This is a genomic window from Roseateles sp. P4_D2, from assembly GCF_056401875.1.
In genome coordinates, this window is record NZ_JBFUIM010000009.1 from 64,478 (window position 1) to 87,639 (window position 23,162).

Genomic DNA, 23,162 nt, shown 5'->3' on the forward strand with positions numbered 1-23,162 from the left:
AGTCGGGGGACACCCCCAAGTTCGAAGCCCACGGCGCGGACCGGCGGCGGATAGATTGCGCCGAACCCCACCGGAGACGCGCGATGACTTCGATGCCCCGCCTGCCGCTGCTCGCTGCCGCCGCCTTGCTGACGGTCGCGCCCGCCTGGGCCGCCACGCTGTACACCTTGCCCGCGCCGACGGCCACGTTGGACACCACGGTCTCGGTGACCGCCAATTTCGCCGCTGGCGCCGGCGCCGGCCTGATCGATTTCACGCTGGCCGGCTACGCCACGCTGGACGGCGACAACGGCTACATCGACATCCTGCGCGTGACGCTGAACGGCAGCGAAGTGTTCAGCGGCACCTGGAATCTCGGCGGCGGTGGCGCCGACCGCGTGCTGTTCAACCCGAACGGCGCCACGGTCGGTGCGGTGGTCAACCAGCAGCTGACGATCAGCCTCCCCGTCACGCTGGCCGCGGGCAGCAACCAACTGGTCTTCAGCATCGACAGCCCGACGAGCTTTGAAGGTTCAGACCGTGCCGGCTTCCAGGGCCTGGGCGACGAGGGCTGGGGCTTGAATGCCGCAACGGTGACCGGCGCGACTGCCCCGGTGCCCGAACCCGCCAGTGGCGCGCTGCTGCTGGCCGGCCTGGGCGTATTCGGCTGGCTGGCCAAGCGCCGGCGCTAAGCCAGATCCACGACGATCAAGGCGGCTTCATCCCGCGGCAGCGTCAGCACGCAGTGGCCATCCGGCGCAATGACGACGCTGGCCCCGAAACCGCGCTGCTCGGGTGCGTTCAGCGATTCGGGCCAGTTGCTCTGCAGCACCCAGGCGCCCAGCTCGCGCGCCAGTGCCTCGGCACCACTGCGATAGGCCTTGCACAGCGCCGCCTGCTCGGCGTCGGATTCGCTGATGTAGCTGGGCCAGAAGATCACGCGTGGCCCCGAGCCAATGGCCGCGGCGCGCAGCTCCGGTAGCAGCGCTGCGCCGTCCAGCGTCTCGCGGCACAGCACCGACGTCGCCAGCACGCCGCCGATCGCCGTCCAGCCGCGCTCCTCACCCCGCGCGAAGAAAGTCGCCTCGCTGTCGGTCAGCCCGCGCTTGTGCACGCGGCCCAGCTCGCGGCCCGCGGCGTCGATGTAGAGATGGCTGTTGAACACCGCACCGTCCACGCCCAGTGTCGGCACGCCCACGGCCGCCGCGATGCCGAGCCGCGCGCAGGCGGCACACAATTGCGCCTCGGCATCGGCCAGGGCCCGTTCATCGAGCAGTTCAGGCACGCGGCGGTGAAAGCCCGTCAACGCCAGCTCGGTGCCGACGCAGCCCTGGGCACCGGCCGCTGCGGCCGCCTCCAATGTGGCCAGCGTCTCGGCCAGGCTGGCCTGCAGCGTCCAGTGCATGCGCGGCTGGCTGACCGCCCAGCGCGGGACGCCCGTCAAGCCGCGATCTCGAAGGTCAGCCCGGCGCGTTCATGCAGGCGGCGCACCAGGGCCAGCCCCATGGCACTGCCCGGCGTCCAGATGCCGCCCGGCGTCGCGTCGCGGCCCACGTCCTGCACGAGGCACAGGGCCGTCTCACTGATGAGCTTGCAGGTCGAGCCATAGCCGGGGTCGCGGTCGCCCTTGACGACGGCGCGCAGCAGCTCGCCACCGGCCGACCTGCCGGTGAACCAGAGCTCATAGTGCCCGGCCTCGCGCGCCGCCTTGTCCGGCCCGTCGCCGGGCTGGGTCAGCACGAAGCGGCGCAGCAGGGCCCGTGTCGGCGTGAAGCCCAGGGCCAGGTTCTGCAGCTTGGTGAAGCGGGCCAGCGCGATGGCCTTCTTGCGCCCCTTGTCGGCCTGGCCGGGCTTGCCGGTCAGCAGCTTCTCGCTGTAGATGAAATCGGCGCCCCAGGGGTGGCCGCGCAGCGCGTTGCTGCGGTGCACGTTTTTCGTGTTGATGGTGGCCATGAAGAAGGGACCGCTCCAGCGGTCGGCCCAGTCGTCGAAGTCCGCGGCCTGACCGCCGGGCTGGCGCGGGCCCTTGAAACCCGGTGTCAGCGCAAACGGGTTGGCCATCACCTTGATGAGCCCCGGCTCGCGCTTCACGGCCTCGATGGTCTCCATCATGCTGGCCAGCGTGCCGCCCGACGCCGTACCCTTCACTCGTGCGACGCGGCCGCGCACTTCCGGCAGCGGCGCGCCGAAGCGCTTCTGCGCCTCCGCCTGCAGGTAGACGACGCCGAGATCGAAGGGGATGGAGTCGAAGCCGCAGGAGAAGACGATGCGCGCGCCGCTCTTCTGCGCCAGTGGCGTGAGCTTGTCGATCATCTTCGCCATCCAGAGCGGCTCGCCGCAGAGATCGACGTAATCCGTGCCGCCCTCGGCGCAGGCCGTCGCCAGCGGTTCGCCATGCAATTGGTAAGGCCCGACCGTCGTGATGACGCAGCGCGTGCGCGCCACCAGTGCCTTCAGCGCTGCAGCGTCGTTCGCATCGGCCTTGAGCAGCGCGACGGACGGCGGCAGGTGCAACTCGTCGCGCACCTTGCCCAGCTTGTCCAGGCTGCGCCCGGCAATTGCCCAGCGCGCGCCACCGGCCCCGCTCAAGTGCAGGTATTCCGCGACAAGACGGCCCGTGAAGCCGGTCGCACCGAAGACGATCAGATCGAATTCACGGTTGTTGTGACCAGCGGAGCTCACTTGTCCTTGCCTTTCATCGCCATCCACTCGCTGCGCAGCAGCGACAGCGAATGGCAGTCCACATACTCACCGCCGACAAACACGACGCCGCGCTGGATGCCCTCGTGCGTGAAGCCGCACTTCTCCGCCACACGCCGGGACGCATGGTTGTGCACCGACATGCCGCAGGACAGCCGGTTCATCGGCCAGTTCTCGAACAGATAGTCCACCAACAGCGCGGCAGCCTCCGAAGCCAATCCGCGGCCGCGCATCGCGACGTCGGCCAGCGTCCAGCCGATCTCGCGCGCCGTCGTGTAGCGGGCCGCGGCGAAGTGCACCACGTCACCGATGACGCTGCCGTCGTGCAGCTGACAGATCAGCAGGCGCTCGGCGTCCTCGTTGGCGAAGCCGTTGTCCTTCCAGCGCTGGTCCACAGCATGCGGCGTCATCATGCGCGAGCCGAGGTAGGGGCCGCGCACCTGCGGGTCGCCCACGGCGCGCTTGAGCCAGGGCAGATCGTCTTCCGTCACATAACGCAAGCCGACGTGTTGGCCTCTCAACATGAGCTCGGTTCCTTGAATGAGAAAGCCCGGCCGAGGCCGGGCTCCGGGGCATTGTGATTCAGTTGAAGTAGGGGCGCTCGTGGCTCTGGAGCAAGCGCTTGGCGGCTTCCCGCCAAGCTGGCGGCGCGCGGCCACCCAGGCGCACTGTGGCCATGCTGTAGGCCTGGCCGCGCAGCTCGGGCAACAAACCTTGCAGATGCTTTTCAGCGCTGGCCAATGCGGCAGTGCTGCCCAGCGCGTTGCGAAAGGCTTCGAGCTTGCGGATCTGGTCGGGCTCGATGCCGGCACTGGCCATGGCCGCGGCGGGCAGCGCAGGCGCGGGCCGTCCCTCGCGGTCGGCCAGGGCCAGCGCCGTCCAGTAAGTCAGCTCGTCCAGGCCGTCGTCGGGAGGCAGGGTCGCGACACGCCGGCGCAGGTCGGCCGAGGCGCCGTCGGACGCCGCAGCCAGACGCAGTAGATGCGAAGAAGGCGCGGCGTCGACGCTGGCCGCCTTATCCGGTTCTCCGGCCGCGAGCCTGGCGAAGGCCTCGGGCTCGGAGACCAGCGCGCGTGCCCGCACCTGGTAGCCGAGTGCGCCCAGCAACCGACTCGGCGGGCCGATACGCTCGGCCTCGACACCCAGCTCCTTTTCGCCAAGCAAGCGACGCAGCCGGTTGGCCTCGATGCTGGCAAACGGCGCCAGTGCGGGCTCCACACGCGCCAGCTCATAGTCACGCAGCGCCACGCGCCAGTTGGCATTGCCGGCTTCGGCCTTGGCCGCGCCATAGGCCAGCCAGGCGTGCTGGGGGAAGCGCGCCAGGCCTGCCAGCAGCGCGGCGTCACGCAGTGGACCTTCGGGCAAGCACCGTGCGGCCAGATAGACCGAATGGCCGTCGGCTACCGGCGCGGCCGCGCGGCCGCCGAGTTCGTCACACAAACGCGTCTTCTCGTCGGCGGGCAAGGTGTCCATGCGTTCGCGCAGCAGCTCGATGCCTGCCGGCTCGCGTGACAGAGCCGCGGCCAGCACCTTGTCGTGGGCCGGCTGGCCGCGCAGCAGGCGCAACCAGGCGTAGCGCACGGGCGAATCGCGGCGGTCCCAAAGCAGATGCTGCTCGCTCAAGCGCTCGACCGCCGCTGCGTCGTCGCGCAGCAGGCTGAGCTGCATGGCCGGGGCCACATCCGCTGCGCTGTAGAGCACGTGGCGGATTTCGGTCTGCCCCTGCTTGACCGAGACGCTCTGCGGCGGATCGCCAAAGAAGACATCGGCCTGGCTGCTCGACCAGCGCGGTGCGCCAAGCACCCTGGGCGGCACTTGCCCCGCGTCGCGGCCATAGGTGTAGGTCAATTCCACCAGCGGCGCGGCGCCGGCGACGTTGTAGATCGGCTGGCCCGGGCCGTGCTCCAGGGCGACCTCGAAGCGCTCGATGAGCTCACCCTGCTCCGTCTCGGCACTGATGGGGAGATGAGCGTCCGGCGCCTGGCCGACGGTCGCCGAACCAAAGGCGGGTAATGTGATCGCGCCCGCTCCGCCAACGCGCACGCGCACCGGGCGGTCGAAGCCGTTGAGCACCTGCACACTGATGTCGCCATAGCCACCGCCAAAGCCGAGCACGCCGACGACGATGCCGCCCGCCACGGCGATACGCGCCGCAGCCGCGCCGCGGCCTTGTGCGGCCAGGAAGCGCGCCCACGGGCTGGGACGCAGGTCGCGCGGGCGCTCGGCGCCTTCGAGCAGGGTGGCGTAGCCGCGCGGCGTGGACGGCACCGTCGCCTCGCCGGCGGGCTCCTTGGCAGCCGTGCGGCTTTCCGCGGCCAGCAGTTCCGCCAGCACGGCACCACGCAGCCCATTGAGGGCGCGTTCCGCCAGGTCCATCCAGCTGTCGATGACGCCGAGCCAATCGCCCAGATGGCTGATGTCGGGCGGACCGAGCTTCAACTCACCCAGCGCGGCGACCCAGCTGTCGACCTGCAGCCGCTTGCAGGTGGCTTCATCCAGCACCACGTCAGGGGCTTCGGCATAGAACTGCTGCAGCGCGTGATGCAGCCGGCCGCCGGCATCTCGCACGCGCATGCGACCGGCATCGCTGATCCGGCCCGTGGTCTCGACGCGAACCGTGTGCGCCAGCATGCCGCGCAGGTCACGCAGGTTGGCGGCGGTGTGCTCGGCGTAATGCAGCTGAGCGAGCAGGCCGCGCAGCCGCGCCTCGCTGCCGTCGCCCAGTGCCCGCGCCAATGCGAGATGGGTCTCGCGGGCAATCTGGTCGTGGCGGCGCAACTCGGTCAGCAGCTCGGCATGCTCGGCCGGCTCCTTGTCGGCGTCGATGCGGCGCCAGCGGCGCACGGCCTCACCCAGGCTGGCCGGATAGAGGGCGGCAAGGCGCTGGATGCCCTCCGCCTCCTCGGGAAGGTCGCCAACCAGTTGGCCGGGCTCGGTCGCATGGCGGGTCAGGGCGCGGCCCAGGTAGGCGCCGCGGTAGCGCGGCTGCAGCAGTTCGCCGCCGAAGCGCTCATCCAGCGCTTCTTGCAGAGCCGCCTCATCCATGGCCTTGGCGGACTCGGGCGCCTCGATCAGCCGGCGCGTGACCTGCTCGCGCAGCGAGGCGGCGTTCTCGAACAGCGTCCAGGCACTGCGCTCATCGACTTCGCTGGCCCGGTACTCGGCCTTGGCGCGCGCCTCGCGCTCATGGTTGAGCGGGTGGGTGCGCCACATCTGCGGCACGGCGCTGTCGGCGGTGTCGAACAGGCGGCTGGGGCCGCCCTGTGCGACCGGCACCCGGCCATAGTCGGCGTCATCCAGCATGCGACCGGTGCGCTCGGCGATAGCTCCCTGCAGCGCGAACAGGTCGCCCACCCATTGCTCCTTGACCCGCAACTCGCCCGCCACGCCGGCGGCACGGTCCCAGTCGATGTCGGCCGTCTGCAGCTTGTAGAGGGCGTGCACCAGCGCATCGCTGCCGGTCAGCGCGACGGCCACCGCGTCGGCGCCGTACTCCATCTCGCGGCCCAGGCTGCGCTGCAGCAGCTGCACACCGGTGAAGACGCTGTCCACCAGGCTGCGGATGGCCCAGACGATGACGCTGAGCACCCAGCCGACCCAGGCGATGCGGAAGTCGAAGCGGCTCAGGGCCTGCAGGAAGTTGTCCAGCATGTCGCGCTGCGCCACCAGCCGCGCAGCGATCTGCTGGGCCACGTAGACCCAGCGGCCCACGGCCATGGCACGCTGCGCGAAGTGGCCGAATTCGTGCGCCAGCACCGCGCGCAGTTCGCTGCGGTTCAGCACATTGACCAGGCCCAGGCCGATCTCGAGGTTCTTCTTCGTCGGCCACAGCAGGTTCAGCGGCGACAGGTCGTAGAACACCGCCGCGTTGACGCGCGCCGACACCAGCACACGGTGCGGGCGCGGTGCGCCGACAGCATCGGCAATGGCGTTCAGCTCGACGAACAGCACGGGCTGGTCGGTGCTCTGGATCTCGAGGCTGTGGTCTTCAGCGCGTCGCTGGCGAAAGAACAGCGCCTTCAGCATGAAGACGGCCAGCAGCGCCGCGCACAGCGCCACCAGAAAGGCCCAGAAGCCGTCGCTGCGGCCGGCGAAGGCGCTCTGGCCCAGCCGCCACGCCGTCCAGGCGAACCAGCCGGCCAGGCCGAAATAGATGCCGAGGAAGGCGACCAGCGAGGCCACGGCGCCCCAGGCCCGCAGTTGGTAGCTGCGCGGCGTAGGCGCCGGCTTGACGGACGGCAGCGGCCCGACAGGGTGTGAGTGTTGCAAGAGATCCTCCCTTCACGCGCCGGAGCTCTGTGGCCCCTGGGCGCTCATCGATGGCTTAGAAGTGAATCCCTCGCATCATTTGCTGCATCGCGATGGCCTCGGGCGACAGCCCCGACTTGCCCGACTTGTCGCCCTTGGCGGCCGAGCTGTCGGGGAACATGCGGAAGGTCGTGTTCATGACGATCTGCGCGATGCGCGGCGCGGCGGCGTGCAGCATCTCGCCCGAGATGCCCAGGCGCGTGGCGATGCGCACCGGCTTGTTGATGCAGGCCTGCGCAATCATGTCGCCAGCCTCCTCGGGCGCCAGCGTCGGCACGTTCTTGTAGATCGCCGTGGGGGCGATCATCGGCGTGCGCACCAGCGGCATGTTGATCGTCGTGAAGGTCACGCCCGTGTCGGCGAACTCGCTGGAAGCACAGCGCGTCCAGGCGTCCAGCGCGGCCTTGCTGGCCACATAGGCGCTGAAGCGCGGCGCATTCGTCAGCACGCCGATGGAGCTGATGTTGACGACGTGCCCCTTCTTCTTGGCCACCATGCCGGGCAGCAGGCCCATGGTCACGCGCAGGCAGCCGAAGTAGTTCAGGTCCATCGTGCGCTGAAAGTCGTGGAAGCGGTCGTAGCTGCTCTCGATGGCGCGGCGGATGGAGCGGCCCGCGTTGTTGATCAGGAAGTCGACGCCACCGAACTCTTCGGTGCACCACTGGATCAGCCCGGCGCAGCCAGCCTCGTCGGCGATGTCGCAGGCGTAGCTGTGGATCTGCGCGTCCTTGCCCGCCGCGGCCTTGATCTCCTTGACCGCTTCGGCCAGCTTGACCTCGTCGCGCGCGCAGATCAGCGTGATGGCGCCGGCCTCGGCGAACTTGATGGCCGCGGCGAGGCCGATGCCCGACGAGCCGCCCGTCACCAGCACCACCTTGCCACCGGTGGCGCCGCGCAGCGAACGGTCGATGAACAGGGCCGGGTCGAGATGACGCTCCCAGTAGTCCCACAGCCGCCAGGCGTAGTCGTTCAGGTCGGGGCAGGCGATGCCCGAGCCCTTCAGCGCGGCCTCGGTGTCGCGGCAGTCGAAGCGGGTCGGGTAGTTGACGAAGGTCAGCATGTCCTCGGGGATGCCGAGATCCTTCATGACCGCGTTCTTGATGCGGCGCACCGGCGCCAGCGCCATCAGGCCCTTCTTGACGCTCTTGGGAATGAAGCCCATCAACGCGGCGTTGATGAACAGGTTCATCTTGGGCGCGTGCGCGGCCTTGCTGAAGATGTCCAGCACATCGCCGACGCGGTAGCCCTTGGGGTCGACGAGGTGGTAGCAGCCGTGGGCCTTGGTGACCTTGTGCGAGATGTGGTCGAGCGCGTCGACGACGAAGTCCACCGGCACGATGTTGATGCGTCCCCCCTCCAGGCCGACGCTGGGCAGCCACGGCGGCAGGATCTGGCGCATGCGCTGGATCAGCTTGAAGAAGTAGTAAGGCCCGTCGATCTTGTCCATCTCGCCGGACTTGGAATCACCGACCACCAGCGCCGGGCGGTAGACCGTCCAGGGCCGCTTGCACTCCTTGCGCACGATCTTCTCGCTCTCGTGCTTGGTCATGAAGTAGGGGTGATCGAGGTTCTCGGCCTCCTCGAACATGTCCTCGCGGAACACGCCTTCGTACAGGCCTGCCGCCGCAATCGAGCTGACGTGATGCACATGGCCGGCGTCGATGGCCTGCGCGAACTCGACCATGCTGCGGGTGCCCTCGATGTTCACCGCGACCTGCGACTCCTCGTCGGCGCCGAGGTCGTAGACCGCGGCCAGGTGGTAAAGGTGATCGATCTTGCCCTTCAGGCTCTTGACGGCGTCGCTGGCCACGCCGAGCTTCTTGCTCGTCAGGTCGCCGTAGACGGGGATCGCGCGGGTCTTGCTGACGCCCCAGTAGGCGAGCAGGTCGGGCAGCTTGGCCGCACTCTCCTCGCGCATCAGGAAATGGACCGTGCTGCCGCGGCGAGCCAGCAGCTTCTTGACGAGCCGCTTGCCGATGAAGCCTGTGGCGCCGGTGACGAAATACTGCATGCGGGTCTCCTGCTTGTGGATTTGGACGTTGTCGCGCTGATTCTTGACCAGGGTTTGCGGCCGCCCGCTGGGCACTTTCCCCAGGAAACGGCCTTCGCCATCGTAGAGCGCACTCACTAGGAATGGCCGTGCTGAAGGGGGATCGCGCCGCTACAGTCCCGGCGGCTGATCCCAACAAACCGCGCTAACTCGCAAGGACACCCAAATGGTCAAGAAGCTTCAAAAGATGGCAGACAAGAAGAAGGCCTCGGCCGCCACCGGCTTCCCGGCTGGCCTGCTCGATGGCGACATGGCCAAGAATGTCAAGGACAGCGCCCAGCAGATCTGGGCCGCCGGTCTGGCCTCTTTCGCCAAGGCCCAGGGCGAAGGCGGCAAGGTTTTCGAGGCCCTCGTTTCGGAAGGACTCAAATTGCAAAAGAAGACCCAATCCGCCGCTGAGGAAAAGCTCAGCGCCGTGGCCACCAAAGTCAGCGGCATGGCTGGTGATGTCGGCGCCAAGGCCGGTCAGCACTGGGACAAGCTGGAAAGCATCTTCGAGCAACGCGTCGCCAAGGCGCTGAAGACCCTGAACGTGCCGTCCGCCAGCGACGTGCAGAGCCTGATCAAGCGCATCGACGACCTGGCCGTGTCGGCCGGCCTGAAGAAGGCTTCGCCCGCTGCCAAGGCCAAGAAGGCCGTCGTCAAGAAGGCTGCTGCCGTGAAGAAGGCCGTCGTGGCCAAGGCTGCGCCCGCCAAGAAGGCTGTTGCCAAGAAGGCCGCTCCGGTGAAGGCCGCCGTCAAGGCTGTGGCCAAGAAGGTTGCCGCTCCCGCCAAGAAGGCTGCCGCCCCGGCGAAGAAGGCTGCTCCGGCCAAGCGCGCCCCGGCTGCCAAGAAGGCTGCCGCCGCTCCGGCCGCCGAGCAAGCCGCTCAAGCCTGAGCAAGTAACTCTCTCTGACCATGAGCCAACCGAAGATCGGTTTGGCCCTGGCAGGCGGAGGCCCACTGGGCGCCATCTATGAAGTTGGCGCCCTTTGTGCTTTGGAGGAGGCCGTTGGCGGCCTCGACTTCACCGCTTGCGACGGCTACATCGGCGTCAGTGCGGGCGGCTTCATCGCCGCCGGCCTGGCCAACGGCATGACGCCGCGCCAGCTCTGCGCCGCCTTCATCGAGAACACCGCCGAGGCCCCCGACCGCTTCGATCCCGCCGAACTGCTGCAGCCGGCCTGGACCGAGTTCGGGGAACGCCTGCGCCTGCTGCCGGGCCTCTTGGCCGATGCAGCGCGCGAGGTGCTGCTGGAAGGCCGCTCCCTGCTCGGCGCCATCGAGCGCCTGGGCCGCGTGCTGCCCACCGGCCTGCTGTCCAGCGAACGGTTCGGCGAGGCGCTGACCCAGGTTTTTGCCGAGCCCGGCCGCAGCAATGACTTCCGCGACCTGCGCCATCGCCTCGTGCTGGTGGCCACCGACCTGGACACCGGCGAAGCCATCCCCTTCGGCGCCGAGGGCTGGGACCACGTGCCCATCTCGCAGGCCGTGCAGGCCAGCGCGGCGCTGCCGGGGCTGTTCCCGCCGGTCGAGATCGACGGCCGGCATTACGTGGACGGCGCGTTGAAGAAGACGCTGCACGCTTCCGTGCTGCTGGACCGCGGCCTGGACCTGCTGATCTGCCTGAACCCGCTCGTGCCCTACGAGAGCAACCGCCTGTCGCCACGCGATGCGCGCTCGCGCCGTGCAAAGAAGCTCGCCAGCAAGCTCGGCCGCCCGGCCCTGCGCGCGCTGCAGCCGCGCATCCACCGCCTGGTGGACGGCGGCCTGCCGCTGGTGCTGTCGCAGACCTTCCGCTCGCTGATCCATTCGCGCCTGGCGCTGGGCCTCAAGGGCTATGAGCTGACGCACCCGCAGACCGACATCCTGCTGTTCGAGCCCGACCCGCGCGATGCCGAGCTCTTCATGGCCAACACCTTCAGCTACAGCCAACGCCGCCACCTCGCCGAGCATGCCTACCAAGCCACGCGCGAACTGCTGCGTGAGCGCGCGGCGCTGCTGAAGCCGCAGTTCGCGCGCGCCGGCCTGACGCTGCGCGAGGATGTGCTGGCCAGCCGCGAGGCCCGCCTGCTGCCTGCGCCGGGCGAAACGCCGATGGAACAGGCGCTGCGCTCGCTGCGCGGATCCCTGAGCGTGCTGGAAGCGCAGGGCCGCTAGGCGTCCACCAGCCGGCGCGTGATTGCCGCGCGCAGCGGCGGCAGATGGCGGGCGATGTCGATGACGGCGCGGCGCAGCGCCAACACCGGCGCGCGGTCGTCCGTGAAGAAGCGCACCAGCGCATTCGTGCCGGCATACAGCGGCCCCGCCGCACGGCGGTGCTCCGCCTCATAGGCCAGCAGCGCGCTCATCTCGCCCGGATCGCGGGCCGCATCCAGCCGCTGCGCCAACGCTTCGATGCCGTAGAGCCCCAGGTTGTAGCCATGCGCGGTGACCGGGTGCATGCCCACCGCCGCGTCGCCGATGAGCGCCAGGCGCGGCGCGACGAAACGCTCGGCCCACACAGCCACCAACGGATAGACATGGCGGGCACCGTCGACGCGCATCGGCCCCAGCCGGCCCTCGGCGGCGGCTTCAATGGCGGCGGCCAGCTCCGTCTCGTCCATCGCCGCCAGGCGCGGCAGCTCGGTATTCGCCACCGTCCACACCGCCGAGCATCGCCGCCCCGTCTTGGGCAGCAGCGCCAGCGTGTGGCCTCGCAGAAAACATTCCTGAGCCACGCCTTCATGGTCGCGCTCGTGCGCGAGCGGTACGAGCAGCGCGCTGCGGCCGAAATCGTGATGGCGAGCGCCGATGCCGGCCAGGCGGCGCAGCGGCGAAAAGCGGCTGTCGGCCGCGACGACCAGCGGTGCCAGGTGGCGCTCACCGCAGCGCGTGTCCACGGTGGCCATTTCGCCGTCCCGGCAAAAGCCGACGACCGTGCGGCCGCAGAGCACCTCGATGCCGCGCTGCTGTGCGCCGGCCCAGGCCGCGGCGCGGATGCGGTGGTTGGCCACCAGCCAGCCGAGATCCTGCCCACTTGACTCGAAAGGCAGCGCCGTGCGTGAGCCGCTGGAGCGCACACTGGCGCGGCGCAGCGGCGCGATGTCGCTCAGGTGCGCCCACAAACCCAGGTTTTCCAGCGCGCGGCGCGAGCGGTGGGTGAGTGCGATCTCGCGGCCATCGTCACAGGGACTCGCCAGCACGGCCGCATCGGCCTGCTCCAGCACGCGCACGGCCAGGCCGCGGTCGTGCAGCGCGCAGGCCAGCGCCAGGCCGGCCGGGCCGGCGCCGCAGATCAGGACTTGCGGCGAAGTGCGGACGAGTTCATTCATGGTCGCGCAGCCTAGGCCGCGGAGCGCAACGGCGCCTTGACGCAGGTCAGACAGGCTCGGCTTCGGCGTCGGGCTCTTCCAGCGTCTGCAGTTCGACCAGGCGGCGGTACAAGCCGCCTTCGATCGCCATCAGCGCCTCGTGCGAACCACGCTCCTGCAGGTGTCCGTGGTTGAGCACGAGGATCTGGTCGGCGGCGCGGATGGTCGACAGCCGGTGCGCGATGGCCACCACCGTCACGCGCCCGCGCAGCGCCGTCAGCGCCTCACCCACGCGCTGCTCGGTGGCGCTGTCGATATTGCTGGTCGCCTCATCCAGGAACAGGATGCGCGGTGAGCCTGCCAATGCCCGCGCCATCGCCAGCAACTGCTTCTGCCCGGTCGATACGCGCGCCCCGCCCTCGCCCAGTTGGGTGTCATAGCCCTGCGGCAAGGCCTCGATGAAATCATGCGCACGGGCCGCCATGGCCGCGTCCTGGATGTCGTCCTCGCTGATGCCCGGCCGGCCCATCGCGATGTTGTCGCGCACGCTGGCCGCCATCAGATAGGGCTCCTGCGGCACCAGGCCGACGGCATCGCGGAAGGCGGCATCGGGCACGGCGGCGAGCGCCTGGCCGTCCACCGTGAGGCGCCCCTGCTGCGCCGTGTAGAAGCGCAGCAGCAGCGACAACAGCGTGCTCTTGCCGCTGCCGGTGTGGCCGACGATACCGACAAGGCTGCCCGCCGCGATGTCCACGTCGACGCCATGCAGCACCGGCCTTGCAGGGTCGTAGCCGAAGCTCAGCCCCTCGATGCGGATGCTGCCCTGGGCAATCCCGCGGCCGTCCTGGGCCGGGCCGCGGTGCTCATCCTCCTCCAGCAGCGTGCGCACGCGCGACGCCGCCACCATGGCCTGCTGCAGCTGGCCGAACTGCATGGTGATCTGGATCAGCGGCTCCACCACTCGGGCGATGTAGCTCAGGAAGGCGTAAAGCAGCCCGACCTCCAGCCCCGACATCTCTCGCCGCCCGAAGCTGTAGATGACGGTGACGAGCAGCAGCACGTTCATCAGGTCCAGCGCCGGGCGCAGCAGCCAGGCGTTGGCGCGCAGCTCGGCGATGCGCGACAGGCGGTGCTCGGCATTCGTCGTCTCGAAGCGCGCGCCAAAGCGCCCGGCCGCACCGCTGGCCTGCAGCACCGCCATGCCGGCCATGCTCTCGGCCATCTGCGCGTTGATGTCGCTGCGCAGCTGGCGCGTGCGCGCCACCGCCGGCGCCGACAGCTTCTGGTAGCCCAGGATGATGACCACCATGGCCGGCACCAGGGTCGCGACGATGAGCATCAACCGCCAGTCGAGAAAGGCCATCGCCACCAGCGAGCCGAAGACGACGATGGTCGAGTCCAGCATCACGTACAGCACCTGGCGGTAGAGCTGGTTCACCGCCTCGGTGTCGTTGGTGACGCGGCTGACGAGCTGGCCGGTGATGGCCTTGTCGAAGAAGGCCATGGGTAGCGCCAGCACATGCGCATAGACCCGCTCGCGCAGCCGCAGCACCGAGCGGCGCGCGACACCGGCCATGCGCGACAGCTGGGCGTAGCGGATCCAGCTCGCGGCCCAGCCGGTCAGCAGCATCAGCGCCAGCAGCGTGGCCATCTCGGTGATGTCGAACTGGCGCGGCAGCAGGTGGTGGTCGATGTAGCGCTTGCCGAGGATCGGGCCGAGCACCTCCAGGCCGGCGGCGAGGACGAGCCAGATACCGCCCTGGATGAGGTGGGGTTTCTCAGGCTTGGCCGCATCGAGCAGCAAACCGACGCTCTTCCACGGTGTCTCTTTCTTCATTTAGGGCGCTCCACCGCGCATTGCATTTCGGGCCGAGCGCAGGGCCGCTCCCAAGCCGGCCCGCACTGGCGATGTGCTCGCGGCTCGATGACGCGAGCATCGCCATCCCCTCGGGGGATCGACCAGGCTCGCCTGCGTTCAGCCAGGCAAGATTGGGCGAGGGGCTCCATTTCAAGCGGCTTCAAGGCTGGCCTCGATCTGTTGATAGCGCCATTGCGCCGAGTACCAGCCGCCCAGGGCCAGCAGCTCGGCATGCGTGCCGCGCTCGATGACATGGCCTTGCTTGAGCACGATGACCTCGTCGGCGTCCATGACGGCGGACAACCGGTGCGCGATGACGATGACGCTGCGGTCGGGCCGTGTGCTTCGGAGTTCGCGCAGGTGGTCGAGGATGTCGGTCTCGGTGCCGGTGTCGACGGCCGACAGCGCGTCGTCCAGCACCAGCAGCGGCGCGTCACTCAACAGAGCCCGTGCGATGGCGACGCGCTGGCGCTGGCCGCCCGACAGCGTCACGCCGCGTTCGCCGACCTCCGTGGCGTAGCCCTCAGGCAGGCGGGCGATGTCGTCGTGCACGGCAGCCAGGCGTGCTGCAGCCTCGATCTCTTCGCGCGTTGCGCCGGGCTTGGCCAGCGCGATGTTGTCAGCCACCGAGGCCGAGAACAAAAACGGCTCCTGCGGCACCCAGGCGATGTGGGCGCGCAGCGTAGCGAGCGGCAGTTCTGGCAATGCGACACCACCCAGCGTCAGCCGGCCCGCGTCCGGCTCGGACTGGCGCAGCAGCAAGCGCACGAAAGTGGATTTGCCCGCACCGGTCGCGCCGACGACGCCCAGCGTCTTGCCCGGTGCGAGTGCCAGGTCCACGCCTTCCAACGCCGGCCGTTTGGCGCCGGGGAAGCTGAAGGTCAGCCCGTCGGCGCGCAGTTCGGCGTGGGCCGGCAGCGCCGCCCTGCCCTCATCGGTCAGTGTCAGCGGCGCGTCCAGCACCGGCGCCAGCCGCGTCCAGGCCGCGCGGCCGCGCTCCAGCAATGCCAGTACCCAACCCGCCGCGAACATTGGCCAGATCAACTGGCCGAGGTACATCGTGAAGGCCGTCAGCTGACCGATGCTGATCTCGCCGCGCGCCACCAGCCAGCCGCCCACGGCCAGCGCGATGGCGAACGCGGCGGACAGCGTCATGCCGACGGCGGGCTCGTAGGCAGCCTCCCAGCGCTGCGAGCGAAAGCTCGCCTCGGCCGCCTTCTCGGCCAGCTCGGTGAACTGCGCCTCACTGCGCGCGACGAGGCCCAGGGCGCGCACTGTGCGCACGCCGGACAGGCTTTCCTGCACCTGGTGGTTCAGGCCACTGAAGGCGCCCAGTGAGTCCTGCGCGGCCTGGTGCAGATGGTTGGAGACCCACCAGAAAGCCAGCGCCATCAACGGAAAGGGCACGAGGGCCGCGAGGCCCAGGCGCCAGTCGATGCCGATCGTCATCATCGCGAGCACCAGCACCAGCGTCTGCGTGCCATCAAAGCCCGCCAGCATCGCCTCGCCGGCGGCCTGCTCGACGGTGTCGATGTCATTGGTCGCCAGCGCCATCAGGTCGCCGGTGCGTTGAGACTGGAAGTAGGCGGGGCCTTGCAGCGCAAGGCGCGCGTAGAGCCGCGTGCGCAGTCGTGCACCAAGCTGGAAGGACGCTTTGAAGAGGGTCAGCCGCCAGCCGGCGCGCAGCAGGTAGATGACGAGCCCAGCCAGCACGAGCAGGCCGAGTTGTTTCAGCAGCGAATCACCCTTCAGGCCGCCGGCGACGAGGTCGTCGACGACATGGCCGACCTGGCGGGGGATCCAGACGGTCAATGCGGCGATGCAGGTGAGCATCACGCCTGCGGCCGCATAGGCGCGCCAGTGCTCACGCACGAAGGCGGCGAGCATGCGGGACAGGCTGGAAGGCGAAGAAGCGACGGGAACGGACATGCAGGGTTCGGAGTGTCGCCGCAGCGGCACTCCCTTTGAAGGTTAGGGTGCCGGTCGGTCTCGCGGTACCGATGCCAGGTATTCCGCCAGGGAGCCTCCTGCCAGGGGCTTGAACATGACACGGAGTTCGTTGACCTGATCTCCGATGTGGAAGCCGCTGCGAACCTGGGTTTCGGCATAGCCCATCGAGGCCCAGAAGCGCTCGGCCCTGGTGTTGCCGATCACCACGCCCAGCCGCAGCCAGCGAGCGCCCGACCGAATTGCCCAGGCTTCGATGCTGTCGTACAGGCGCCGCGCATCGCCCGAGCCATGGCGAGCGGTCTCGACGATGAAGGTGCTGACGTTCCAGACAGACGGCGCAAAAATGTCCGAGACCAAGTTGGCCATCGCGACGATCTCGCCGTCTGGGCGGACATAGCCGATGACCCATTTCCTCGTATGCGGAATGCCTTCTGGCAGCGCCTCCTCGATCTCCTCGCGTGCATCACCGGGCCGGGCAGGTTCGCCCTGCACGGCGAGAAAGTACGCAGGGTTGGCCGCGAAGAAGCGCGCCAGCGCCGGGGTGTGCGACGACGTCAGTTCGATGGCCGTGAGGCCATCGATGGGTGAGCCAGGCCAAGACATCTTCATCTCCGTATCCCATCAGCCATCCGCAGCCTCTAATCCCGCGCAGGCATTTCCACGACGGGCACGTCGAGGTGGTGCACGGTACCTCGACGAAGAACGCTGATGGCTTTGGTCGTCCCGGGCTCGGCGGATCGAACGGCCGATGCGAGATCCATCATGTCATCGACCGGCTTGCCGTCGAACATCAACACCAGATCGCCCACCTCCAGCAGTGGCGGCGGCTCGCCTGCGGTCTTCCTGACGGTGCGCACGAGCGCCCCGCCACGTGGCAGCCCGGCGCCTGCAGCCTGCTGCGCAGTGAGCGTCGTCGACGTCACGCCAATCGATCCATAGCGAACTCTGCCCACAGACAGCAGCTGCGCTTCGATGCGCTTGAAAGCAGCGACCGGAACCGACAGCGCGATGGCCTGGCCTTTGGGCGGCGCCCATAGCAGCCCATTGACGCCAATGACGCGGCCGCTTTCCTCATCCAGCAGCGGCCCCCCGCCCATGCCAGCAACCAGCTGTACTGTCGACTCCACGAACAGCGGCACTTTGGCGATAGGCAAACTCGCACTGACCGCGCCGGCTGCCAACAACGGCTTTCCGCCAGCAGCCGCAGAGGTTCGGCCAAGCGCCCAGACCTTGCGCCCTGGCTTGGTGGGCTCGTCATCGCCAAGCGTGACGGTTCTCAAATCCTTTGCGGCAATGCGAAGGAGCGCAAGCCCGCTGATCTTGTCTTTGCCAACCATTTCGCCGACGTAGCTGGACCGATCTGCAGTCTCCACGGTGATGTTGCCCTGACCCTCGAACAGGCTCGCCGACGTCAGGATCAGCCCGTCGGAGCGAATGACCATGCCCGAACCGACCGAGGGCATCAGGAGTTCCCGCTGCGTCGCCACAGTGATGCTGACGACCGCCTCCAGAGATCGGTGAACTGGTGTGGGCATTGCTCTCGAAGGCTCATCCGCATGGGCGGAGAAAGCCAGTACCGATGCCAGCGCAGAGGCGATGAAGGCCATGAAATTCATAGGGGTCACATGGGCATGGCGTGCGTCACTTGGTCGGCGAAGCCCTAGCTCTGCCAATAGATGTCTTCCCGGATCTCCACGACCGCGCAGCCCTCGACCAGCTCGAACTCCAGATAGCCGGCATGCTCCGAAAACACGGCGGCCAGGCTGGCCGCTGGCCTGACCACGACAAAGGCCGCGTTGATCTTGTGCGTGCAACCGAAGGGATAGCGGATTTCGACATAGCGTTCCGGGCTGAAGTCATAAGGCTCAGGGCGCGCTCCAGCAAGTCGGCCCCCGGCCGGCCGACCTTCAAGGCCACCTCGGCTACCCAGTCGCACAGGACTTCCTTCCAGGGCCGCAAGGGCTTCAAGGTCATTTCAGGACTCATGCGATGTTCTCCCTCCGTGCCGGCCGCCGCGCCACCAGCCACAAACCCGTCCAGGTCAGCACGCCGTTTAGCAAGAGCAATTCCAACCCGATCTGATAGCCGCCCCAAGGCTGCCCGAAATCCAGCACCGCACACAGCAGCGGCGCGGCCAAGCAGACGACCGTCAGCGCCCGCCCCGACACCGCCCGCGGCGTGAACATCGCAAACGCGAACAGTCCCAGCAGCGGCCCATACGTGTAGCCCGCGAGCTTCAGGATCAGAAAGATCATGCTGGTGCTGTCCAGGGCCTTGAAGCCGAGCACGAGTGCCAGGAACAGCACCGCAAAGCCGAGGTGCACGCGCCGCCGCGTGCGCACGTCTTCGCGCGGCAGGCGCAGCAGGTCCAGGCAGGTGCTGGCTGTCAGTGCGGTCAGCGCACCATCGGCGCTGGGCAGCAGGGCCGACACGAGGGCCAGCACGAAGACGACCTGCACCCAGGCCGGCAGGTATTGCATGACGACGGTGGGGAACAGTGCGTCGCCCTTGACCGCGATGCCGTGCGCTTGAGCGAACAGCGTCAGCAGCCCGCCCAGCAGCAGGAAGGCCGACACCACGACGAGCATCAGCACGGCCAGCACGAGCACGTTCTTCTGCGCGTCACGGAGCTTCGCAACCGACAGGCTCTTCTGCATCATTTCCTGGTCCAGCCCCGTCATCGCGATGGCAATGAACATGCCGGCCAGCAGCGCCTTGGCGGAGAAGTCGCGGCTCATCGGATCGCCGACCCAGACGCGGCTCAGGCCAGCGGCATCGATCTGCGCCAACGCACCGGTCTGCCACAGCAGCGCCAAGCAGACGACCAGGCCGGTCAGCATGCCCGCGGTCTGCAGCGTGTCCGTCCACACCAGCGCCTTCACGCCGCCCTCCACTGTGTAGAGCAGGATCATCACGAGCACGACCGCCGCGCCCACCCCAAACGGCACGCCCAGCGGCTGCAGGATCAGCGTGTGCAGCACCGCCACGACGAGATAGAGCCGCGCCGTCGCGCCCAGCGTGCGGCTCAGCACGAAGAAGGCCGAACCCAGGCGCTGCGCTGCGGGGCCGAGCCGGTCACCGAGCAGGCCGTAGATGGAGGCGAGCTTGAGGCGGTGATAGGCCGGCAGCAGCACGAGGGCGATGACCGCATAGCCGACCACTTGGCCAAGCGCGATCTGCAGATAGGTGAAGCCGCTGATCGCGACCGAGCCCGGCACGCTGATGAAAGTGACGCCGGACAGCGACGTCCCGATCATTCCGAAGGCAACGACCGGCCAGGGACTTTCCCTGCCCCCCACATAGAAACCCTCAGCTCCGGAACCGTGCGAGACGCACCGCGCCAGTACCAATAGCAGCGCGAAATAGGTGAGAACCCCGAGCAAAAGCAGTGCTGGCGACATGGGCCGGGATCATGCCCGATGGCACCCCCCTGAATGCGGCGGGTCAAACCGTCACAGGTGGTCGTTAGCATCCGCGCCCATTGCGGCAATTTTTACTAAATAGTCATGCGAATCAAACCACTGGTCTCCCTCCTCGCCGCGGCCTTCGCCGCGCCCGCCGTGCTGGCCTCGACCAGCGGGGTTGTGATCAGCCAGGTTTATGGCGGGGGCGGCAACGCCAACGCCACCTACAGCCGCGACTTCATCGAGCTCTTCAACGCCGGCACGACGCCGGTGACGATTGGCGGCTGGTCGGTGCAGTACGCCTCGGCCGCCGGCACCAGCTGGACCAACAAGACCGTCATCCCGGCCGGCGTCGTGCTGCAGCCGGGCCGCTACTACCTGATCGCCGAAGCTTCCGGCGGCGCCGCGGGCGTGGCACTCCCCACACCCGACATCGACGTCACGTCGGGCGCAATCAACATGAGTGGCGCCTCGGGCAAGGTCGCCCTCGTCACCAATGGCACGACGCTGCCTGCCGTGGCTGCGCCGACCGGCGTGGAAGACATCCTGTCCTACGGCAGCTCGACGCCCGTTGAAGGCAGCCCCACGCCCGCGCTGGCCGCCACCACGGCTGCGCTGCGCAACGCTGCCGGCTGCACCGACACCAACGCCAACAGCGCCGATTTCACGGTTGGGCCCGTCAGCCCGCGCAATGGCGCCACGCCCGCCAACCTCTGCGGCGGCGGCAACGTCAACCAGCCCATCATCCCGAGCTGCCCCGACCAGGCCGCCGTGTCCGGCGCAGCCTCCAGCTTCGTCGTCAGCGCGACCGACAGCGACAGCCGCGTCAATGCGGCCAGCGTGGTCGGCGCCTTGCCCGCAGGCGTGACGCTGGGCAGCTTCGTCGGCGCAAGCGCCGATGGCGTGGCCGCGACCCAGCAAATCAATGTCGACAACACCCTCGCGGCCGGCAACTACAACCTCGGCTTGAAGTGGGACAACGACGAAGCCCAGACGGCGAGCTGCACATTCAAGCTGTCGGTCAGCGGCGTCGTCAAGATCCCCGCCATCCAGGGCTCGGGTGCCAAGAGCGGCATGGACGGCACGACCGTCACGACCGGTGGCGTCGTCACCAAGCTGATCAACAACGGCTTCTACATGCAGGACCCGGACGGCGACGGTGACCCGGCGACCTCCGACGGCATCTTCGTCTTCACGAGCACGGCGCCCACCGTGGCCGTCGGCGACAAGGTCAATGTGTCGGCCAAGGTGCAGGAGTACTCGGTCTCGAGCAGCGCCGCCAGCCAGGCCAACCCGCTGACCGAACTGAGCAGCGTCACCAACGTCTCCGTCGTCAGCACCGGCAATCCGCTGCCCCTGCCGGTCGAGGTCAGCCTGGCGACCCTGGCCAGCCAGTCCGACATGGAGCGCTATGAGGGCATGCTGGTCCACATCACCGACCCGCTGACCGTCAACCAGACCAACTTCGTCGGCAGCTGGGGCCAGCTGACCGTGTCGGCCGGCGGCCGCACGCTCAACCCCACCAACGTGCTGCGCCCCGGCCCGGCGGCGCTCGCCATGCAGGCCGCCAACCTGGCCCGCAGCGTCGTGCTGGATGACAGCAGCGCCACCAAGTTCCCCAACCCCACGCCCTACCTGTGGCAGGACGGCACCGTGCGCGCTGGTGACACGGTCGATGGCGTGACCGGTGTCGTCGACTTCGGTCCCTCCACCGACTCGGCCACCGGCCCGCTGGCCTACAAGATCCACCCGACCGCCGCGCCGGTGTTCGCCCGCCCGATCGCGCGCCCGCTGGCGCCGCCGGCGGTGGGCGGCAATGTCCGCGTGGCCAGCTCCAACGTGCTGAACTTCTTCACGACCTTCACCAACGGCAGCGCCGTGCCGGGCGGCGGCGCCTGCCCGAGCGCCGGCTGCCGCGGCGCGGACAACCAGGCGGAATTCGATCGCCAGCGCACCAAGATCCTGGCCGCCCTGTCGGGCCTGAACGCCGACGTCGTCGGCCTGATGGAGATCCAGAACAGCGGCAACTTCGCCGTGCAGAACCTCGTCGACGGCCTCAACGCCATGATGGGCGTCAACACCTATGCCGCCGTGCCGCTGCCGCCGTCCACGGGCACCGACGCCATCCGCGTGGCCATGATCTACAAGCCGGCCAAGCTCGGCCTAATGGGTGCGTCGATGTCCGACGACAACGCCATCAACAACCGGCCGACCTTTGCCCAGGGCTTCGTGGCCCCCAACGGCGAGAAGTTCGCCGTCGTCGTCAACCACCTGAAGTCCAAGGGCAGCTGCGGCACCGGCGCCAACGGCGACACCGGCGACCTGCAGGGCTGCTGGAACCTGCAGCGCAAGCAGCAGGCCCAGCGCCTGCTGGACTGGCTGCCCACCGTCACGGCCACGGCCGGCACCGACCGCGTCATCATGCTCGGCGACTTCAATTCCTACGCCAAGGAAGACCCGATCGACCTGCTGACGAGCGCCGGCATCGTCGACCTCGTCAGCATGTTCGACCCGGCCGACTACAGCTATGTCTTCGACGCCAGCGCCGGCCGCCTCGACCACGGCCTGGGCACCGCCGCCATCGCCGCCAAGGTGACGGGCGCGACCAGCTGGCACATCAACGCCGACGAGCCGGAATGGATCGACTACAACACCGAGGACAAGGCCGCCGGCAATGACTGGTACCAGCCCAACCAGTTCCGTGCCTCGGACCATGACCCGATGTTGATTGGGCTGAACCTGGTCAAGACCGTCTACGGCACGAATGGCAACGACACCCTCGTGGGTACCGACGGTGACGACGTCTTCGAAGGCGGCCTGGGCCGTGACACGATGACCGGCAAGGGCGGCAAGAACCAGTTCGTGTACCGCACTGGCAGTGACGGCCTGGACACCGTCACCGATTTCAAGCCCGGCCAGGACACCCTCGTGTTCACCGAACTCTTGAAGAGCGTGCACATCACCAGCGCCGATCCACTGGCCACCGGCCATGTCACCTGCACCAACCAGGCTGACGGCGCCTTGATCGGCTACGACCCTGATGGCTCGGCCGGCGCCGCCACGTCGCGCCCGATGGTCAAGCTCAAGGCCGTGCTCTGCAGCGCAGTCAACGCCGCTTCGTTCAAATTCTGATTCCCGCAAGGACAACCATCATGCAATTCCGCCCCCTGCTCATCGCTGCCGCCGCGCTGCTCGCCACGTCGGCACAAGCCGTCAGCTACAACTTCAACGGCGCCATCGATGCCGGCTCGCCCTCGGTGCTCGGCCTGACCTTCTCCGGCAGCTATACGGTCGACACCACCGCACTGACCGGGAGTGGCTTCGAGGCCGTTCCGCTGTCGGCTTTCTCGATGACCTTCATGTCTGTGAACTACACGCTGGAGACCGGCTCCAGCGCTGACTACCAGGACGGCGTGTTCCTCGGCCTGTCTTACGCCTCTGGCGGTCCTGGCTGGCTCATCACCTTGAACTCGGGCAGCGTGGATGCCAGCGATGCATTTCTGCACTACACCCATGCCATTGGCGCCGAGGGCAGTGGCGGCTACAGCATCTCCGCCGTCGTGCCAGAACCGGAGAGCTATGCGCTGATGCTGGGCGGCCTGGGCCTCGTTGGCTTCATGGCTCGGCGCCGCAAGTCCTGA

General features: G+C 68.3%; 17 protein-coding genes. 5 read left to right on the forward strand and 12 right to left on the reverse strand.

The window, feature by feature from the left end; genetic code table 11:
• Positions 1–83 precede the first annotated feature (83 nt).
• A complete protein-coding gene (locus tag AC1DW0_RS17285) occupies positions 84–671 on the forward strand; it encodes a PEP-CTERM sorting domain-containing protein (protein ID WP_457323437.1) in 588 nt (195 codons plus the stop codon).
• Here AC1DW0_RS17285 and AC1DW0_RS17290 read toward each other — a convergent pair.
• From AC1DW0_RS17290 to AC1DW0_RS17310, 5 genes are read right to left on the reverse strand one after another with little or no spacing between them, the layout of a single operon-like run.
• Positions 668–1,423: a carbon-nitrogen hydrolase family protein gene (locus AC1DW0_RS17290; protein WP_477947053.1), complete on the reverse strand. Its 756-nt coding sequence runs from the start codon at positions 1,421–1,423 to the stop codon at positions 668–670. The two genes, AC1DW0_RS17285 and AC1DW0_RS17290, sit on opposite strands and share 4 nt — an antisense overlap.
• A complete protein-coding gene (locus AC1DW0_RS17295) occupies positions 1,420–2,661 on the reverse strand; it encodes a saccharopine dehydrogenase family protein (protein WP_477947055.1) in 1,242 nt (413 codons plus the stop codon). The genes AC1DW0_RS17290 and AC1DW0_RS17295 overlap by 4 nt, the downstream gene beginning before the upstream one ends.
• Entirely contained in the window at positions 2,658–3,203 is a 546-nt protein-coding gene (locus tag AC1DW0_RS17300; RefSeq protein WP_477947057.1) for a GNAT family N-acetyltransferase, read from the reverse strand. Before AC1DW0_RS17300 ends, AC1DW0_RS17295 begins: the two co-directional genes overlap by 4 nt.
• A 58-nt stretch (positions 3,204–3,261) precedes the next feature.
• Entirely contained in the window at positions 3,262–6,948 is a 3,687-nt protein-coding gene (locus tag AC1DW0_RS17305; protein WP_457350157.1) for a M48 family metalloprotease, read from the reverse strand.
• A gap of 55 nt (positions 6,949–7,003) precedes the next feature.
• Complete coding sequence (locus tag AC1DW0_RS17310) at positions 7,004–8,998, reverse strand: SDR family oxidoreductase (protein ID WP_457350159.1); 1,995 nt, start codon at positions 8,996–8,998, stop codon at positions 7,004–7,006.
• Positions 8,999–9,203: 205 nt separating this feature from the next.
• Here AC1DW0_RS17310 and AC1DW0_RS17315 point away from each other — a divergent pair, with 205 nt between their 5' ends.
• Both AC1DW0_RS17315 and AC1DW0_RS17320 read left to right on the forward strand, forming a co-directional pair.
• Complete coding sequence (locus AC1DW0_RS17315) at positions 9,204–9,914, forward strand: phasin family protein (RefSeq protein WP_056203002.1); 711 nt, start codon at positions 9,204–9,206, stop codon at positions 9,912–9,914.
• Between the two features lie 20 nt (positions 9,915–9,934).
• Positions 9,935–11,176: a patatin-like phospholipase family protein gene (locus AC1DW0_RS17320; protein ID WP_477947060.1), complete on the forward strand. Its 1,242-nt coding sequence runs from the start codon at positions 9,935–9,937 to the stop codon at positions 11,174–11,176.
• Here AC1DW0_RS17320 and ubiM read toward each other — a convergent pair.
• The 7 genes from ubiM to AC1DW0_RS17355 form a co-directional block, all read right to left on the reverse strand.
• Positions 11,173–12,330: a 5-demethoxyubiquinol-8 5-hydroxylase UbiM gene (gene ubiM / locus AC1DW0_RS17325; protein WP_056202996.1), complete on the reverse strand. Its 1,158-nt coding sequence runs from the start codon at positions 12,328–12,330 to the stop codon at positions 11,173–11,175. The genes AC1DW0_RS17320 and ubiM overlap by 4 nt on opposite strands.
• Positions 12,331–12,376: 46 nt before the next feature.
• On the reverse strand, positions 12,377–14,146 hold the full coding sequence (locus tag AC1DW0_RS17330; RefSeq protein WP_477947062.1) for an ABC transporter ATP-binding protein: 1,770 nt from the start codon (positions 14,144–14,146) through the stop codon (positions 12,377–12,379).
• Positions 14,147–14,317: 171 nt separating this feature from the next.
• Positions 14,318–16,096, reverse strand: a complete 1,779-nt coding sequence (locus AC1DW0_RS17335; RefSeq protein ID WP_477947064.1) for an ABC transporter ATP-binding protein — start codon at positions 16,094–16,096, stop codon at positions 14,318–14,320.
• Positions 16,097–16,138: 42 nt separating this feature from the next.
• Positions 16,139–16,720 carry a GNAT family N-acetyltransferase gene (locus tag AC1DW0_RS17340; RefSeq protein WP_457350171.1) on the reverse strand — a complete coding sequence of 194 codons (582 nt, stop codon included), beginning with the start codon at positions 16,718–16,720 and terminating at the stop codon, positions 16,139–16,141.
• 35 nt (positions 16,721–16,755) lie between these two features.
• Entirely contained in the window at positions 16,756–17,733 is a 978-nt protein-coding gene (locus tag AC1DW0_RS17345) for a S1C family serine protease (protein WP_457350173.1), read from the reverse strand.
• A 44-nt stretch (positions 17,734–17,777) separates the two neighbouring features.
• Positions 17,778–18,053 carry a hypothetical protein gene (locus tag AC1DW0_RS17350; RefSeq protein WP_457350175.1) on the reverse strand — a complete coding sequence of 92 codons (276 nt, stop codon included), beginning with the start codon at positions 18,051–18,053 and terminating at the stop codon, positions 17,778–17,780.
• Between the two features lie 46 nt (positions 18,054–18,099).
• Positions 18,100–19,518 (reverse strand): sodium:solute symporter, encoded by a 1,419-nt coding sequence (locus AC1DW0_RS17355; protein WP_477947067.1) that lies wholly within the window; start codon positions 19,516–19,518, stop codon positions 18,100–18,102.
• A 105-nt stretch (positions 19,519–19,623) separates the two neighbouring features.
• On the opposite strand from AC1DW0_RS17355, the gene AC1DW0_RS17360 reads away from it, so the two are divergent.
• The gene (locus tag AC1DW0_RS17360; RefSeq protein WP_477947069.1) at positions 19,624–22,653 is read left to right on the forward strand and encodes an ExeM/NucH family extracellular endonuclease; all 3,030 of its coding nucleotides are present in this window, start codon (positions 19,624–19,626) and stop codon (positions 22,651–22,653) included.
• A gap of 20 nt (positions 22,654–22,673) precedes the next feature.
• Positions 22,674–23,162 (forward strand): PEPxxWA-CTERM sorting domain-containing protein, encoded by a 489-nt coding sequence (locus AC1DW0_RS17365; RefSeq protein ID WP_056202983.1) that lies wholly within the window; start codon positions 22,674–22,676, stop codon positions 23,160–23,162.

Excerpts from the sequence above, each read along its gene's own strand:
- AC1DW0_RS17285 (WP_457323437.1), top strand. The coding sequence starts at position 84 with ATGACTTCGATGCCCCGCCTGCCGCTGCTCGCTGCCGCCGCCTTGCTG.
- AC1DW0_RS17300 (WP_477947057.1), bottom strand. The coding sequence starts at position 3,203 with ATGTTGAGAGGCCAACACGTCGGCTTGCGTTATGTGACGGAAGACGAT.
- AC1DW0_RS17310 (WP_457350159.1), bottom strand. The coding sequence starts at position 8,998 with ATGCAGTATTTCGTCACCGGCGCCACAGGCTTCATCGGCAAGCGGCTC.
- AC1DW0_RS17315 (WP_056203002.1), top strand. The coding sequence starts at position 9,204 with ATGGTCAAGAAGCTTCAAAAGATGGCAGACAAGAAGAAGGCCTCGGCC.
- AC1DW0_RS17320 (WP_477947060.1), top strand. The coding sequence starts at position 9,935 with ATGAGCCAACCGAAGATCGGTTTGGCCCTGGCAGGCGGAGGCCCACTG.
- ubiM (WP_056202996.1), bottom strand. The coding sequence starts at position 12,330 with ATGAATGAACTCGTCCGCACTTCGCCGCAAGTCCTGATCTGCGGCGCC.
- AC1DW0_RS17330 (WP_477947062.1), bottom strand. The coding sequence starts at position 14,146 with ATGAAGAAAGAGACACCGTGGAAGAGCGTCGGTTTGCTGCTCGATGCG.
- AC1DW0_RS17335 (WP_477947064.1), bottom strand. The coding sequence starts at position 16,096 with ATGTCCGTTCCCGTCGCTTCTTCGCCTTCCAGCCTGTCCCGCATGCTC.
- AC1DW0_RS17340 (WP_457350171.1), bottom strand. The coding sequence starts at position 16,720 with ATGTCTTGGCCTGGCTCACCCATCGATGGCCTCACGGCCATCGAACTG.
- AC1DW0_RS17345 (WP_457350173.1), bottom strand. The coding sequence starts at position 17,733 with ATGAATTTCATGGCCTTCATCGCCTCTGCGCTGGCATCGGTACTGGCT.
- AC1DW0_RS17355 (WP_477947067.1), bottom strand. The coding sequence starts at position 19,518 with ATGTCGCCAGCACTGCTTTTGCTCGGGGTTCTCACCTATTTCGCGCTG.
- AC1DW0_RS17360 (WP_477947069.1), top strand. The coding sequence starts at position 19,624 with ATGCGAATCAAACCACTGGTCTCCCTCCTCGCCGCGGCCTTCGCCGCG.
- AC1DW0_RS17365 (WP_056202983.1), top strand. The coding sequence starts at position 22,674 with ATGCAATTCCGCCCCCTGCTCATCGCTGCCGCCGCGCTGCTCGCCACG.